Below are 14,273 nucleotides of genomic sequence, written 5' to 3'. Positions count from 1 at the left end.
GCGCATGCAAGTGATGATTTCCCCTATTGGACACATTCAAGGTATCGATGGGCGTAACTTCCTCGTGCCTACAGAAATTCTAGCCACGCTCAAGGCTAATCAAATCGATTTGCCCATTGAGCAAGATCACAGCGGCCCTGCCATTGGCTGGATTAAAAACGCCTCTTTGCAAGAGAAAGAGGGGAGCATTTGGGGTGTGGTGGAGTGGAATGAGGCCGGGCGCGCTTTGCTCAAAGATCGCGCCTACCGCTATTTAAGCCCCACTTACTTAGTGGACCCCCAAAATAAAGTCATCACCATCAGCGCATTAGGTCTGGTCAACAAGCCCAATATCTTAAAACAAGCGTTAAATTTTATTCAAGGAGTTTTTATGAGCGAATTAAACCAACCCACCAGTGAGCCAAACGCAACTCAAGCCATTCCAGCACCAGAAAAGAGTGCGGACACGCTGAATAATTTAGAATCTCTGGGCAAGCGTATAGAAGTCCTAGAAAAAGGCTTGCATGAGATTTTAGCCCTGCTCAATAGCAAAACCCAAGCTAAAGAGGCCCCAAACACGCAAGAGAGCACAGCTGATAACTCCGCTTTAAGGCAGATACACCTAGAAGTGCTAAAAACGATGCAAGCCAACAATTCCATCTTACCCAAACGCATAGAAGAGTTGGAAAAAAGCGCAGGGAGTCCAGATTTTGCTAAATTTGCTGAAATTTATCAGATCGAGGCCAATAGCGTCTATTCAAAACCCCTTAAAGTCGAACTAAACGAGGCTTTAAGCCCCCTTGAACAAGAAATACACGCCCAACTAGGCGCGTTTTTAAGCGACCCTGTTAAGAGTTAATGCGTCTTCCCATCATCACACCCCTGCAAATACGCCCGTTAGATTTTCTAGCTGAGCTTAAGCTTTTTTCTGAAGAGTGCGCGCTTCTTCAAGAAGCCCTAGCCTCTTTAAACCTGCCCACCACCCCCACTGCACAAAGAAAAATCGCCCAAGTCAAACCCCTAAAAGCGCGCAACACCCTTAGTTTTAACCAAGACTTAGTCACCCATTCTATGCAGATGCACATCACCACCAAGCAGATGCAAAGCATCTTAGCGCGCCACACCCGCCCTAGCCTAGAAATCCTCAAGGCTAGCTTTAAAAACATCACCCACCAAGCTCCCCTACTCATCCCCACAGACACCTTAGAGTTTTTCAAACAGAGCGTGATAGCCCATGAGGGCGATATTACCTTAGCACTGTTGCAAAAAGGGAGCTTAAAGACGCGCAAAATTGAGGCGCAAAGCAGTCCGGGGTTTAAAATCTTTGAGGGATTAGGCGGGGTGCTTGTGGGGCAACTTTCTATCAGCGCATCTGTGGACTACCTCACAGAAAAACACCAGCATGCCTTTGAGCGCGCGCGCTTGCGCTTATTGGCCAATGAGAAAATTTTAACCCAAGGGAGCGCTAGTGAGTGCTTTAGCACGCCTCTTTTCATCAGCCCCTCTTTGAAATTGCGCTTAGAGTATATCAGTAGCGGGGTGTTAGAAGAGCAAAAGGCTATCCTTTTTTGGGGCGGAGGGCCTACCGATTTCACCCCCCCTGTAGATTTAGAACTTCGCTTTATTCCCATGTTATTTTGAGTGCGCAAAAACGCGCGCGCACTTGCGCTACTCTGATTTTATGCAAGAGTTCAACCTAGAAGATTTGCGCACACGCGCGCTAAGTTTGCTTTTAAATCCTGAACTTATCAGCGATTCTATGCTCAGCTGGGCTTATACTGAGAGCTTAGAATTTTGTGCAGGGCGCAAAGCCCCCATTTATGCGCTGTATGACTTTGCTTTAATGCGTCTTAAACGGCTCTTAAAAATGCCTTTTAGCGATGAAGATGCGCTAATTTATGAAAACGCGCGTAAGGCCATTGAGCGCGCGCCTTTGCTAGAAGGCCCGGCTAAAAGATTTGTGCGCACTAGGGACTTTGGGCTATGAGCATTCTAAGACGCGCGTGCCAAATCCTAGCGCAAGTGTTTCCTGACGCGCATTTTATTCTAGATTCTAACACCATTCAAAACCCCGGGCTTTTTGTCATCATTGAGGGTGTGGAGAGGCTGGACATTCAGAGCGTGCGCCTGCCTTGTAGTTTGTATTGCGCGTTTTTGGGCGTGGGTAACCAACTTTGGGAAAATTTAGACCCGATTTTGGATTTTTTCCACAGCAATCCGAGCTTTTTAGAGGGGCGTTTTGACTTTTATAAGATGTCTTTACAAGAAGTTAAAGAACATCTGAGCCTAGCGCATGTGCAATTTAGCTTAAGATTATTTAAGGAGTAGCATGGCCAAAACACACCAAAACATTGAGCGTATTGTTATTCACTGTAGCGACACCCCAGAGGGGCGTGAACACAATGCTAAAGACATTGAGCGCTGGCATAAAGAGAGAGGCTTTGTGCGCATTGGCTACCACTATGTGATCAAGTTAGATGGTAGTATTGAAAAAGGGCGCGCTGATCATGAGATTGGCGCGCATGCCAAAGGCTATAACACGGGGAGTTTAGGCATTTGCTACATTGGGGGGCGCAGCAAGGAGGGCAAAGCTAAAGACACGCGCACGCCTGAGCAAAAGCAGGCCCTAAAAAAGCTCTGCGCAGAGTTGGCTGGCAAGCACCCTGAGGCGGATTTTTGCGGGCATAGGGATTTAGACAAGGGCAAAGAGTGCCCCTGCTTTGATGTCAAAAGCTTCATTAAAGAGAGCGGGATTGTCTGATGGCACAAGAGACTAAGCAATGCGGGCAAATTCCTCTAAGCAGGTTAGATCGCATGACGCGCATTGGCTTTTTGCTCATCTTGCTCAATGCAATCCAAACGGGTTTTTTGGCCTTTTTGGTGTATGAGATTGAGGACACACAAGACCACCTAAGCAAAAGCCTAGAGAAGGTGCAGAAATTAGAGCAGAGGCTAGATAGTCTGCAGAGCAAGATCAGGCGGCATTTTGAATAAGCAAGACTTTTTGATTTTGGGGGTGGAGTTTCGTGTGATTTTGCCCTATGTCTTAGTGCTCTTTGTAGGCTTTTGTGTGGGCTGGTTGTTTGTGCTCAAGTCTATCAAAGATGAGGCCTTGAGCGGACTAGGAGATAGGCTGCGCTACATCATTTGGGGGGTGGGCTCTTCTATGCTGACCACTTGGGTGAGTTTTGAGGTGATTGGCTACTATTTTCATCTACCTTTGGGCCTAGCTACGGCTATTAGTGGGGGTGTGGGCTATATGGGAGCGGAAGTGGTAGGGGAGATGGGCCTAAAGATGATTCGCAAAAAGCTAGGACTGCACAAAGAAGAGGAGGGAAAAAATGCCAAGCCTTAAGCTAACTCCGCTTGTTGTGTCTGTTTTGGGAGCTATGTTGTGTCTAGCAGGACTTGTTTATGCGGGGATGTGGTTAAGGTCCTTGTTTGTAGAAAGCGAGACATGCAAAATGGGCCTAGAGGCGCAAAATAAGGCTATTTTAGAGCAAAATATCGATGTGAACAACTATGTAACCCGTCTGCAAGAGCAAAAGGACGCGATCACAAAGAGGTATGAACATGTACGCGCCCTAGATAGCACTTGTGAACACGAGTTAAAGGCGATTAAAAGAAGTTTGGATGTGTTTAGGGGGGGCGAGTAGTTTGTGTTTTGTGCGTGATTTCTATAAAATAGCGATGCCCGGGAAACCTATACCAACCCCGGGCAGAAAGGAGCGGTCATGTGCAACCATGATCGTGATCCTATGTGGGCATTCTGCCTTAAAATCTCTGTATTTGGGCTTAAGGTCGTCTTCAAGCTCAAAAAAAGATAGCATGGGATCGCCCCCATTGGGGGGCACCTTTTGGCTACTGATCTGCATCATCTTTTTTAACGGGTGTTACCGCGTCTATAAACCTGTCTACATCCCCACTAAGTGCCAAATTCCCAAATTAGAGCGTCCTGCCTTAGGCAGTTCTTCGCTCGCCCAAAACATTAAGGCTCTGTTGATTTACACCGAGCTTTTAGAAAAAGATTTAGAGTTTTGCCGGGTGGGCAAAAGTCATTAACGCTTCAATTCAAGCTTACTCAAATTGAATTCTTGCAGGTTGAGGGCTTTCAAACGCTCAAAAACACTGCTTAAAAAGGCTTTCACTTGGGCGTTATCTGGCAACTCTGCAGGGCCTCCATATTGCAAGGGAATTTCTTCTAAGATGGGCATCATTTCTAAGCCCTCTAGGGAGAAGGTGCGCAGATAGTGGAGAGTAAAGGCGCTGCACACTAACTTAGATAAGAGAGCGTCAAGATAAACAATGGGCTTTCCACCCTGCTCAACCTCAATGCTAGCGCCTAAGACTTGGTGCAATTTTTGCACAGTGGGGGAGCTTTGAAGCATTTTAGCGCGTAGTTGGATTTTTTGTGTATCAGTCATTGGGAACCTCCTGTTTGACTTGGGCCTCAAGGCTAGGATCATTTAACCAGTTTTGCAGATGCTTAGCAACCTCCTCTGGGCTTAAGCGCCAAGTGTCATTAAAGGCGTGCAACTCTTGGGCATAGCGAGCGCGCAACTCTTCATACCCTCCCATTGAAGCGGCGATTTGCGGAGTGATTTCCCCGTATTCTCCCATAAAGGCCGATAAAATTTGCAAGTGCGCAAGGTCTTGATCCTCTAGGGCCAATAGAGCGATTTGCGGGGCGTAATAAAGTTGCGTTAACAAGCTTGCGGCCTGAAAATCTAGGACCTCTTTGCTAACCTGCAAGCAAAGCCCTTTTAAACTCGCGCTCAGTAAGGCTTGTTGATCTAGGGGAGGCAATTTTTTAAAGTATTGCAAAAAGGGCGCGCTTGTTATGCTCCCATCTGAAAAGTCCCCCTCAAATTCCTCAAAGGGCTCAAACTTCACTCTTAGGGCTTTTAAATCCTCAGGGCTGATGCGATCTGCTTGCATGATCTGCTCAAAAAGGGCTTGTTCCGCCTTAGCTTTTTCTTGCTCAGGAGTTAGGGGGGTAAGCGCGCCAATGAGCTTTTTAACACGCCCCAACATCTTTTCTAGCTTGGCTATGCGCGCCTCTATGCGCTCTTTGAGATTGATAGCTTCCTCTAAGCGCATTTTAATCCTTTTGAGGGCCCACTTGGGCTTCTAAGGCCTGCAGTTCAGCTTCTAAATCCGCGTCTTCGTCCTCCTCTTGGGCTTTATCTTTTGGGGTGGTTTCTTGGGGGGTTTTTGGGGTTTTTGGGGGTTTTGCGGCTGTTTTAACTTCTGCTTTTTTGGGGGGCGGGGTGGTTTCTTGGGGGGTTTGGGGTTCTTCTTGTGTGGGTGTGGCTTCAGCCTCTTCTTGGCGCGCATCGCTGATAAAATGGCTGTAAATGCCCTCAGGACCAGCAGAACACGCCCCGCTCAAGCTCAAAGTGCTAAACTCCTCGCTCATCAAATTCAAATCCCCATCTAAACTCAAATTCACATTATAAAAGATCGCATGCACTTGTTTCCCCATCACGCTCTTACCCACAAACTCTAAGCGGAAACTCTGACTTTCACTTTGAGAGCCCGCTTTGAGATATTGGATCGTGGTTGGGTTTTGGGCCACCCCGCCATAGGGCAAAGCCTCCCCTTTTCCCACTTTTTGGGTGTAGACTTCTGAGCCTAGTACTAAGGCTAGGGCCGGCGCGCTAAAATTATTCCCCTTGATTTTTAAAGTCCAGTTTTCTTCAGTCACCACTTCGGCTAACTTCTGTTTAGCTCCGTGTGCGCGCGTCCACGCGGTGGTTTTCTGGCTTTCTTTAGACAAGGAGAGTTCTAAACAACCAATGTCGATGCGCTCCCCTGTTTGGTCTAGCGGGGTGATGTACAAACTCCCCCCACCAAAATATAAATTGTCTTTTTGTCCCATTTTGACTCCTTACATATTATGTGTAAGGCTTTTTTAGCACGCTGCACACAAAAAACTTGCGCTCAATCCTTTTTAAACACCTCTTTGATGATCGCATCTGCATGCGCGCTTAAAAACTCCACCACTTCCTCTGCTTGCATGTCCATAGCAAGCTTGGCGATGACGCGCAGAACTCTTTGGGTGTTGGCATGGGCTAGCTCTTTGGCGCGCAATTCGTCATTATTTTTTGGGGCTTTGAGTTGGAAATATAACTTGGTGTATTTGGCCAATTCTGGCAGGCTGAGTTGTTCATTGTGCAAAATTTGGGCTTCAAAGCCGGCAATAAGAGCGTTCACAAAGTAGGCTTCGCTCATGCCAATATGTTGTTTGTTGCGCTTGTGGATGAGCAGCAACGCGTCCCAGTCATCCCCCTCTTTAAGGGCTCTTTTGCGGTGCGAATTGATGGTATTCTTGGTGATATTGAGAGTTTGACAAATATATTCATAACTCTTGCCCTGCAAGTAGAGCGTGCGGATATTCTCGGCTAATAAAATATTATTGCGTGTGCCCACTAAATTATGCAATGCTTTTTTCATAGCAGGAGTTTAAGCTAAATTGCAAGGGGGTTAAAAACAGCAATATAAAATCTATAAAATTCTATAATTCTCTATAAGTTTTTTATATGATTTTAAGTTTCTAGGTGCTACTATGTTGGCATGAATAATTTGCTATCCATAGGTCAAGCAAGTAAGGTTTTAGGTGTCAGTATCCAAACTTTGAGAAATTGGGAGAAAAAAGGCTTACTAAAACCCGACAACTATACAAAAGGCGGGGAGCGTAGATACAAGCTAGAGAGCCTTAAAAATATCAACAAAAATATTGTTTTTCATAACGATAACCGCAAGACCATCGCCTATGCCCGTGTTTCTAGTGCCGACCAAAAAGAGGATTTAATCCGCCAAGTGCAGGTTTTAGAGCTTTATTGTTCTAAACTGGGCTTTAATTACGAAGTGATCCAAGACTTAGGCTCAGGTATGAATTATTATAAAAAGGGCTTAACTAAACTTCTTAACCTTATCCTAGAGAGCCAAGTAAAAAGGCTTGTTTTGACCCATAAAGACCGCTTGTTACGCTTTGGCGCGGAGCTAGTGTTTGCTATCTGTGAGGCTAAAGAAGTGGAAGTTATTGTTATTAATCAAGGCGATGAGAATGTCCGCTTCGAGGAGGAGTTAGCTAAAGATGTGCTAGAAATCATTACCGTATTCTCCGCTAGACTTTATGGCGCACGCTCCAAGAAAAACAAACAACTTTTAGAACAAATGCAAGCAGTGGTAGAAAACAATGTTACAACTGACCCACAAGATTGAGCTAAGCCCAAACAACCACGCTAAAACCCACTTTAAAAAGGCGATGGGGTGCGCTAGACTTGCTTATAATTGGGGGCTGGCAAAGTGGAGAGAGAACTACGAAAAGGGCATAAAATCTAACCACTTTGCCCTAAAGAAAGAGTTTAACGCTCTTAAAAAAACGAATTACCCCTTTGTCTATGAAGTTACAAAATACGCCACTGCCCAACCCTTTACACATTTAAACCTTAGCATTTCAAAAATTCTTTAAAGATTTAAAGTTAGGCAAGGTGAGTTACCCTCGCTTTAAACGCAAAAGGGAATATCAAGGGAGCTTTTATATTGGGGGCGACCAAGTAAAAATCATTCAAGGCGACAAAAAGGATTATCTCAAAATCCCCAACTTGCCTAAAATCAAAATGACCGAAAAACTACGCTTTAAAGGCAAAATCAATGGGGCGACCATCACGCAAAGAGGCAATAAATTCTATGTTTCAATCCAAATAGACATTACACAAGAGGAGTTTAACCGCACACATAAACCCATAGCAAACAACCACACTCTAGGCATAGATACAGGAATAAAGGCTTTTGCTAGTCTATCTAATGGCTTACAGATACAAGCACCCAAGCCCTTAAATAGGCTGACAAGACGGCTTAAAAGACTTAGCAGGCAACTTAGCAAAAAACGGCATTCGAAAACCAAGAATGACGGAGTTAAGAAGTCGCGCAATTATCTTAAAGCCAGCTTGCGGCTGAATCGATTACACACCAAAATCGCCAACACCCGTAACGACTTTTTACACAAACTCAGCACCGCCCTAGTCAGGCACGCTAAAACCCTTTGTATGGAGAGTTTAAAAGTAAAGAATATGCTTAAAAACTCTAAACTAGCTAAGGCTTTAAGCGATGTCAGCATCTCTGCTTTTAACACCCTTTTGGAGTATAAGGCGAAGTGCTATGGGCAGGAAATCTTGCGAGCCGATGTCTTTTATCCTAGCTCTAAAACTTGCTCTAGCTGTGGCAGTTTGAAAAAAGACTTAACCCTAAGCGATAGAGTGTATAAGTGTGGTGTTTGCGGTGCTGTGGTGGATAGAGATTTTAACGCAAGTGTCAATCTTGTCAAGCATTTAGTAAGTGGAGTTCCCACTGAATTTACGCCTGCGGACATGACGGCTCTATTAAGCGATTTTGCAAAGAATGGCTTAGTAACCAGCATGGTGGAAACAGGAATACAACAGAAACCGCTTAAATTTTTTTCTATTGATAGGATTTTATAGGATTTTATGCGGTTTTATAGGTTTGTAAGAACGGTGGTAGATGATCCCATGCCCATCCCATGCGCTTTGGTCTTTATTTAGTCTGATCTCTAAACTATCTTTCACCCACCCCCTGATCTGCTCAATGGTGGGAGCTTTATCGTAAAGACTTCTACCCTCTATATAACCTGACCCAACATGGCGCCCTTGTTTGGGGTCTAAGGGTAGGACATCCACCGCGCTTTTTAAGATCGCCAACACCCTTTGAGCAAAGGGGTAGGACTCTTCATGGGCGGGGCGTTTTTTGAGTTGCTCAAAATGGAGTTTTTGCAGTTTCCACCCCTCTTTTAACCCCGGGGCTTGTTTGAAGTGCTCGCCAATTTTAACCTTTTTCAAAGGGCTTAAGGAGCATATAAGTTTAGATAAGTAATGTAGCTTTCCTGTTTGGATGGATAGCTATACGCCGTGATAAGGGCGCGGGTGCACACCGTGAGGAGAAGAGCGGTGCTCCTCTAACTCCATACGGACAGGTGAATTTTTACTCTAGCGTGAAGTCTTTGCTTTTGTAGATTAGTTGTTTTGCCCCCATTAATTTTTTAATCAGTCTGACTTTTGAGCCATGTACTAAACTTCTAAACCGGTTTTCTCCTTGTTCAACTCCAATAGATAGCCGGTACCACCGCCCGAACTTAACACCGATTAGATAATTATTAAGAGCCCCCGGCGCGCTGCTTCCCTGCTTGTCTTTAAAAATCGCCATAGGCTCTTGTAAAATGTCTTGCGCTAGATAGTAGTCAAATAGATCGGTTTCAGGGTGTTTTTCTAGGTGTGTGGTGAGCGTGCGCGCGCTAAGACGCACTAAGGGACTATGCGCCCCCACCACCTGCATAACCTCAGGCTTGAGGGTGGCAAAGTCTATCATCTGTTCGGGGCTCTTAGAGAGCTCCAAGAGCTTTTTAAACCGGAGTTTTTTAGCTTCACATACACGCACTACATTGGCCAAACGCGCTACAGCTTCTTTATTGCCCGCGTATCTTTGCAATTTGGCGTTAAAGAAGTTGTGCAAGAACTTATAGACATCACTCTCAAACGCGTTTTTCTCCTTAGCAGAGCGCACGCTAGGGGGGGGACTTGTAGAAATTTGGTAGCGTGTGTCATTGAGGCGGTTATAACGCTTTAACCCCTCCTTAGAGTGCATAGAAAGGCGGCATCTACAGCCCCAATCAAGCGGGGGGGTGTGGGTTTTCCAAAACTCATGCTTGCGGGGCAAGCACACGCCATGATAAGCCTTATGACGTGCCGCACTATCTAGCTCACTCTCAAAGAGGTAGTACCACCCATCGCCATCTTCACTCTCTGCAATGGGGGGCGTGTTCTCATAGTCTAACATGCGCGCACGCGTGTGGCTATAGACTTTGTTATAACTAAAAATGCGCTCTAGGCGTTTTTTGCTGAACTCTTTGGCAAGATTGGGATTAGCCTTGATGAAGTCATGAAGAGTTTGTTTATGAGCAATGGCCTTTTCTAAGGCGTTTTGAAAATCAATAATGGTATCTATACTCCCTACTCCTGCTAAGGCAAATGCCCTTAAATGGTCCTCAAACTTGAATTTAGCCGGGTCTTTAATTAAAGCAGGTTTGCGCGCCATCAGCGCGGCGATAGATTCTAAATAGGGCATACTTTAATAATAACGCAAAAACGCTTATCCAAACGCCTTATACTTCTGGCATGATTGATTTAAGCACGATTTTAACCGAAGTCAAGCTAGCCATAGAGAACCACACAGAGCACGCCTTTAGAGTGCAAAAAGACCCAGTAAGTGGGGCGTCTTGGTCCCCTCTAAAACCAGCCAGCCTCAAAGTCAAACGCCCTAACATGCGCGCTAAAATCCTGCAAAACACCCGCGCGATGCGCTCAGGGGTGCATGTCCAAATAGAGGGCAACAAGGTTGTAACCCAAATAGATCAAAGCAATGCTGAAAAATACGCCCCCTTCCACCAACTAGGCACTTCTAAAATGCCTCAAAGGCGTTTTTTGCCCTTTGGTGATCAAGGCGTGCCCTCTGAGGCGCTACAAAGGGATATCCAAGAGATTTTAACCACAGGCAGGGGGGGTGAGGATTTAAAACGCCAAATTCAAGAAATGTTAAGAGGCTCTTAAAGATTGCACGCGTGCACAATAGCGTTAAATACCCATTTAAACCCCCTTTAAAATCGTTTGGTTGGGGTGGGGTGGTGTGTTGGGTCTTTTTTGAGGTTCAAAAGCTTTACAGACGATTTTGAGGCCCAGAAGACGTGAATCACCCACCCGCTAAAGACGGGTGGGCTTCTTGTTTCAACGATCCATAACTAGCCGTATCTAGTATGTAGCCATACTTGGTTACAGCCCCGTTAGCGGAATCTCCACAAGCGTAACTTCGGGTTATCCCTACCCTAGTTTTATCTACCTTGATAGCGTGTCGTTCATCTAGCATACCCAAAGCATAATTTCTAATATTGATACTGGCGTTTAGGTCTCTGTGGTGGTGTGTTTGACAACAAGGGCAGACAAAATTTCTAATGCGCAGTGGCTTCTTACCTGTGTTGCTCCCACAAGTGCAGCAGATTTGAGAGCTAGGAAAGTATTGGTCAATTTTGATAAGGGTTTTACCCTTCCAACCAGCCTTATATTCTAATAGACTAATGAGCCTAGACCAGCTGGCATTGGCAATGCTCTTAGCTAATTTATGGTTTTTGACTAAATTCCTAACTTTCAAGGTTTCTACTGCGATCAAATCGTATTGATTGGTTATCTCGCTACTGATTTTATGTAAGTAGTCCTCTCTGCTGTTCCTGATAGAAGCGTGGATTTGTGCCACTTTCTTTGCTTGTTTTTTTCTATTACTAGAACCTTTGAGTTTTTTAGACAATCTCCTTTGCGCTTTAGTGAGTTTGGTTTGTAGATTCTGGAAAAACTTTTTATATGGGTAGAACACGCCATTACTGGCGATGACTAAAGACTCTAAACCCATATCTAAACCCACAGCTTTTCTGATAGTTGTGGGTTTAGGTTCAGGCTTATTGTCCTCATAACTGACAGAGAGATAGTATTTATCTGCTACACAAGAGATAAACCCCTGTTTGACGATAGAGTTTGTAGGCAAATGCCTATGAAACTTGGCTTTAATAGCTTCTTTGAATTTGGGTAGCTTGACTTGGTTGTTTCCTAAATCCACTCTTAAGTGTTGCGGGACACAGAAAGACTGCTTAGAATGCTTTTTAGATTTGAATCTAGGATAATCTGCTAACTTGGAAAAGAATTTATCAAAAGCTGTAGTTAGTTGCCTGAGTGCCATTTGCAAGCTTTGCGAATTGCATTCACTTAGATAAGCATAAGACTCTTGTTTTTTGAGAGTAGTAAGCACCTTTTGCATGCTGAAGTAATTTTCTTTAATGCCTAGTGCGTATTGCTTTTGGCGGTATGCTAAAAAGTAATTATAGATCACTCTAGCACAACCAAAATGCTTGTGTATCAAGGTTTTTTGCTCAACACTAGGATAAATTCTAAACTTTATTGCTTTAAGCAATTTCTTACGCCTTAACTTACATCATTGTAACATAATTTTATGGAGAGTTTTAAAACGCCGTTTGGCTAAAGATTTGCGCACATGGACATAATCTAATATGTTTTTATGGCGCGCAATGCGCATGGCAAACTCTAGGGCATCTAAGCAGTCGTCATGCGCGCTTTTAGGGTAGCTTTGCAATTCAGCGATGAGTTCATGGCTGTAGGCATCGATGAGCAAAACGCGCTCAGAGAGCAGGGGGGCTAAGCTATCGATGCGGATTTCTTTGTGCGTGGTGTTTTTTAACTCTATGGGTCTAAAAAAATGTAGGCCTAATTCTTGGGCGCGTTTTTTAAGCTGGTCTTTAAAAAAGGCTTGAAAGGCCACTACTTCGATGCCAATTTTCACATAGGGGCTCAAACTTAGGGCGTGCGCGTAGGTGTTTAACACAATGTTAATCATCTTGTCGGGCTTTTCTTTGTAGGCGTGCACGCGCGCAAAGTAGCGTCTTTGGGCCTTGCTGTAATGCACCAGCGCGATAGCAAAAAAATCTCCCTTAGCCTTGCCCAAAGCCGGGTCAATGCCCATGTAAATGGCATCAATTTGAGGGGGTAATTGTGTGTAGAGCTCAAAATCGCCCAAAATGGCGTCTTTGGCGTTGGTAGGAGTGTTTTGAAACTCGGCCAAAAAGGCGTTTTTATTGCCTAAAAACTCCATCAAAACTTCTTTTTTATCCAAACTAGGGTCATCTAGGATGACTTTGGAAAGATCGTAATTGTGGATATTTTGCGCGCTGAGCCCATCAATATGAGGGCCAAAGTCTAGCACCAGCGGGAAGCTATAAGATTTGGCATTCCAGCGTTGTTCCAAACGCAATAATAAGCATTCTTCATGTAAAGTCGTGCCCACCACTAAAATATTATAATCCCCCTTGCGTGCGGGGAGTTTTAAAATCGCGCTTTCAAATTGTTTATAGATATCCTCGCGGTACTTCTTAGATTGGATTCTTTGCCCATTTTCCATGTCATCACAGATGATTAGATCGGGGCGTTTGCCCAAGAAGTTGAGCCCGCGGATATTCTCCTCAATAGAATAACTCTTAATTTTCTTGTGCACGCCCTCAAAATCAATAGCCAACTCCCCCTTACGCCACGAATAACCCTTTTGAATCTGAAAGTCTTGCCTTAAAAGCGCGTTTTCTGTCAGCTCGATTTTAAGCCACTCGATGGTCTCCTCGGTGTCCTCTTTTTTATTGCCAATGTAAATCATATAGTGGCGTTCATTGCGCGCAAAAAGCCAAATGGTGAGCATGCGCGCTAAAAGCGTGGTTTTATACGCCCCGCGGTAGGCTTTAAAGATGCAGATTTTGGAATCATCTAGGTAGGTTTTGATATGGTTGTAAATGCTTTCGCGAAAGTGGCTATGATCGCCCTTTTCTAAATGGTGGGAAAAATAGGTTTGAGCAAACACGCCAAAGTGTTTTAAAGCCGCGCTCTTGCGTTTAGGGTCGGCATTAAACGCGCTTTTAAGGCTCTTTAAATACTGCTTTAAATCCTCAAAACTTTCATTCATGATCGAGAAAACAAGAGGAGACTACCAAAGAGGCGCTTTTAAAAAGCTCAAAGATTTCTAAAGTGTCGTAGTGGTGCTTTTGACAAAAGTCCTTGAGCGCCGAGTAATTTAGCTCCACGTCCACAAAAGAGCTCATGCCCTGTATTTTGAAGCTATGCACTAAAAGAAAAGCATTGAAGAGTTCTAGCACTTCTTCATCATCGCTCTCTAGGGGCATCACCACTACAACTCCTCTAACCTCTAGGCCGTATTGCTTTAGGAGCGTTTCAAGTTGGGCTTTTTTTGGGCGCGCAGGGCGGCCAACTCCTCTTGTACAAAGCTGACAAAATCCATGGTCTTGCCGTTTTCTTGCATAATGTTTAAAAACTCTTGTTTGTATTCTTGGGCTTTTTGAGCGTCTTCATTAAGGCAGATTAGATTAGATTCAATGGTCTCATATTCTAATTGCATGCGCGCGCTCGCACCCTGCAAGCCTTGATTTGCCGAGAGCTCAAAGAGGCGTTTGCTCTGAAAATCGCTCAAGTCATAAAAGCGGAAGTTTTGTTGCGTGCCATCTTCTAAGATCGCGCTAAACTCCATATACGAGCGGTCTAATTTAAATACAGGGGGCATGGATATCCTTTTTTTGCAGAGATTTTATATGTATGTATGTCAAATCTTTGCGCAAAAAGAGGGGGTTGGTAAATTTAGGTTTTTTGGTTACAATGGCGTTA

At 44.5% G+C, this 14,273-nt stretch carries 22 protein-coding genes and 1 pseudogene; 12 read left to right on the top strand and 11 right to left on the bottom strand.

The features are described 5' to 3' along the window. Positions 1-4 precede the first annotated feature (4 nt). From HFELIS_RS08435 to HFELIS_RS00155, 8 genes are read left to right on the top strand one after another with little or no spacing between them, the layout of a single operon-like run. Positions 5-838 carry a phage protease gene (locus HFELIS_RS08435; RefSeq protein ID WP_013468516.1) on the top strand — a complete coding sequence of 278 codons (834 nt, stop codon included), beginning with the start codon at positions 5-7 and terminating at the stop codon, positions 836-838. After that, the gene (locus tag HFELIS_RS00185; RefSeq protein WP_013468515.1) at positions 838-1,620 is read left to right on the top strand and encodes a hypothetical protein; all 783 of its coding nucleotides are present in this window, start codon (positions 838-840) and stop codon (positions 1,618-1,620) included. Before HFELIS_RS08435 ends, HFELIS_RS00185 begins: the two co-directional genes overlap by 1 nt. Before the next feature lie 22 nt (positions 1,621-1,642). Next, positions 1,643-1,966 (top strand): hypothetical protein, encoded by a 324-nt coding sequence (locus tag HFELIS_RS00180; RefSeq protein WP_049776917.1) that lies wholly within the window; start codon positions 1,643-1,645, stop codon positions 1,964-1,966. Then, positions 1,963-2,307, top strand: coding sequence for a hypothetical protein (locus HFELIS_RS00175; protein ID WP_013468513.1), 345 nt, complete (start codon positions 1,963-1,965; stop codon positions 2,305-2,307). Before HFELIS_RS00180 ends, HFELIS_RS00175 begins: the two co-directional genes overlap by 4 nt. A 1-nt stretch (position 2,308) precedes the next feature. Beyond that, positions 2,309-2,740 carry an N-acetylmuramoyl-L-alanine amidase gene (locus HFELIS_RS00170; protein ID WP_013468512.1) on the top strand — a complete coding sequence of 144 codons (432 nt, stop codon included), beginning with the start codon at positions 2,309-2,311 and terminating at the stop codon, positions 2,738-2,740. Beyond that, positions 2,740-2,973, top strand: a complete 234-nt coding sequence (locus tag HFELIS_RS00165; protein ID WP_013468511.1) for a hypothetical protein — start codon at positions 2,740-2,742, stop codon at positions 2,971-2,973. The genes HFELIS_RS00170 and HFELIS_RS00165 overlap by 1 nt, the downstream gene beginning before the upstream one ends. Next, the gene (locus HFELIS_RS00160; protein WP_013468510.1) at positions 2,966-3,334 is read left to right on the top strand and encodes a holin; all 369 of its coding nucleotides are present in this window, start codon (positions 2,966-2,968) and stop codon (positions 3,332-3,334) included. Before HFELIS_RS00165 ends, HFELIS_RS00160 begins: the two co-directional genes overlap by 8 nt. Next, the gene (locus HFELIS_RS00155) at positions 3,321-3,635 is read left to right on the top strand and encodes a hypothetical protein (RefSeq protein ID WP_013468509.1); all 315 of its coding nucleotides are present in this window, start codon (positions 3,321-3,323) and stop codon (positions 3,633-3,635) included. The genes HFELIS_RS00160 and HFELIS_RS00155 overlap by 14 nt, the downstream gene beginning before the upstream one ends. Before the next feature lie 21 nt (positions 3,636-3,656). Here HFELIS_RS00155 and HFELIS_RS09000 read toward each other — a convergent pair whose 3' ends face one another. Beyond that, positions 3,657-3,809 (bottom strand): hypothetical protein, encoded by a 153-nt coding sequence (locus tag HFELIS_RS09000; protein WP_158305091.1) that lies wholly within the window; start codon positions 3,807-3,809, stop codon positions 3,657-3,659. Here HFELIS_RS09000 and HFELIS_RS00150 point away from each other — a divergent pair. Further along, entirely contained in the window at positions 3,808-4,041 is a 234-nt protein-coding gene (locus HFELIS_RS00150) for a hypothetical protein (protein ID WP_041302649.1), read from the top strand. The genes HFELIS_RS09000 and HFELIS_RS00150 overlap by 2 nt on opposite strands. On the opposite strand, the gene HFELIS_RS00145 is transcribed toward HFELIS_RS00150, so the two are convergent. The 4 genes from HFELIS_RS00145 to HFELIS_RS00130 all read right to left on the bottom strand — a co-directional run bounded on the left by HFELIS_RS00145 (position 4,038) and on the right by HFELIS_RS00130 (position 6,435). Continuing rightward, positions 4,038-4,403: a hypothetical protein gene (locus tag HFELIS_RS00145; RefSeq protein ID WP_013468507.1), complete on the bottom strand. Its 366-nt coding sequence runs from the start codon at positions 4,401-4,403 to the stop codon at positions 4,038-4,040. The two genes, HFELIS_RS00150 and HFELIS_RS00145, sit on opposite strands and share 4 nt — an antisense overlap. Next, positions 4,396-5,079 carry a hypothetical protein gene (locus HFELIS_RS00140; protein WP_013468506.1) on the bottom strand — a complete coding sequence of 228 codons (684 nt, stop codon included), beginning with the start codon at positions 5,077-5,079 and terminating at the stop codon, positions 4,396-4,398. The genes HFELIS_RS00145 and HFELIS_RS00140 overlap by 8 nt, the downstream gene beginning before the upstream one ends. A gap of 1 nt (position 5,080) precedes the next feature. Next, positions 5,081-5,860 carry a hypothetical protein gene (locus tag HFELIS_RS00135; protein WP_013468505.1) on the bottom strand — a complete coding sequence of 260 codons (780 nt, stop codon included), beginning with the start codon at positions 5,858-5,860 and terminating at the stop codon, positions 5,081-5,083. Between the two features lie 62 nt (positions 5,861-5,922). Then, the gene (locus HFELIS_RS00130) at positions 5,923-6,435 is read right to left on the bottom strand and encodes a DUF1804 family protein (RefSeq protein WP_013468504.1); all 513 of its coding nucleotides are present in this window, start codon (positions 6,433-6,435) and stop codon (positions 5,923-5,925) included. Positions 6,436-6,555: 120 nt separating this feature from the next. Here HFELIS_RS00130 and HFELIS_RS00125 point away from each other — a divergent pair, with 120 nt between their 5' ends. Both HFELIS_RS00125 and HFELIS_RS00115 read left to right on the top strand, forming a co-directional pair. Beyond that, positions 6,556-7,206, top strand: a complete 651-nt coding sequence (locus tag HFELIS_RS00125; RefSeq protein WP_013468786.1) for an IS607 family transposase — start codon at positions 6,556-6,558, stop codon at positions 7,204-7,206. After that, positions 7,181-8,465 (top strand): annotated as a pseudogene (locus HFELIS_RS00115) (RNA-guided endonuclease InsQ/TnpB family protein). Before HFELIS_RS00125 ends, HFELIS_RS00115 begins: the two are co-directional and overlap by 26 nt. Here the strand turns inward: HFELIS_RS00115 and HFELIS_RS00110 are convergent. Further along, on the bottom strand, positions 8,460-8,840 hold the full coding sequence (locus HFELIS_RS00110; protein ID WP_041302645.1) for a hypothetical protein: 381 nt from the start codon (positions 8,838-8,840) through the stop codon (positions 8,460-8,462). The pseudogene HFELIS_RS00115 and the gene HFELIS_RS00110 overlap by 6 nt on opposite strands. A 142-nt stretch (positions 8,841-8,982) precedes the next feature. Next, entirely contained in the window at positions 8,983-10,122 is a 1,140-nt protein-coding gene (locus HFELIS_RS00105) for a phage head morphogenesis protein (protein WP_013468502.1), read from the bottom strand. 50 nt (positions 10,123-10,172) lie between these two features. Here HFELIS_RS00105 and HFELIS_RS00100 point away from each other — a divergent pair, with 50 nt between their 5' ends. Next, a complete protein-coding gene (locus HFELIS_RS00100; RefSeq protein WP_013468501.1) occupies positions 10,173-10,604 on the top strand; it encodes a phage virion morphogenesis protein in 432 nt (143 codons plus the stop codon). 139 nt (positions 10,605-10,743) lie between these two features. Here the strand turns inward: HFELIS_RS00100 and HFELIS_RS00095 are convergent, their stop codons facing one another. From HFELIS_RS00095 to HFELIS_RS00080, 4 genes are read right to left on the bottom strand one after another with little or no spacing between them, the layout of a single operon-like run. Beyond that, entirely contained in the window at positions 10,744-12,009 is a 1,266-nt protein-coding gene (locus HFELIS_RS00095) for an RNA-guided endonuclease InsQ/TnpB family protein (RefSeq protein ID WP_013468519.1), read from the bottom strand. A gap of 21 nt (positions 12,010-12,030) precedes the next feature. Beyond that, complete coding sequence (gene terL, locus HFELIS_RS00090; protein WP_013468500.1) at positions 12,031-13,560, bottom strand: phage terminase large subunit; 1,530 nt, start codon at positions 13,558-13,560, stop codon at positions 12,031-12,033. Then, entirely contained in the window at positions 13,553-13,783 is a 231-nt protein-coding gene (locus HFELIS_RS00085; protein ID WP_013468499.1) for a hypothetical protein, read from the bottom strand. Before HFELIS_RS00085 ends, terL begins: the two co-directional genes overlap by 8 nt. Before the next feature lie 32 nt (positions 13,784-13,815). After that, entirely contained in the window at positions 13,816-14,172 is a 357-nt protein-coding gene (locus HFELIS_RS00080) for a hypothetical protein (RefSeq protein ID WP_013468498.1), read from the bottom strand. Positions 14,173-14,273 lie beyond the last annotated feature (101 nt).

The sequence above is a fragment of the Helicobacter felis ATCC 49179 genome (assembly GCF_000200595.1).
In the GTDB taxonomy this organism is placed as follows: Bacteria; Campylobacterota; Campylobacteria; order Campylobacterales; family Helicobacteraceae; genus Helicobacter; species Helicobacter felis.
The sequence above is the reverse complement of the archived record's forward strand: the minus strand, read 5'-3'. Positions and strand labels throughout refer to the sequence as shown.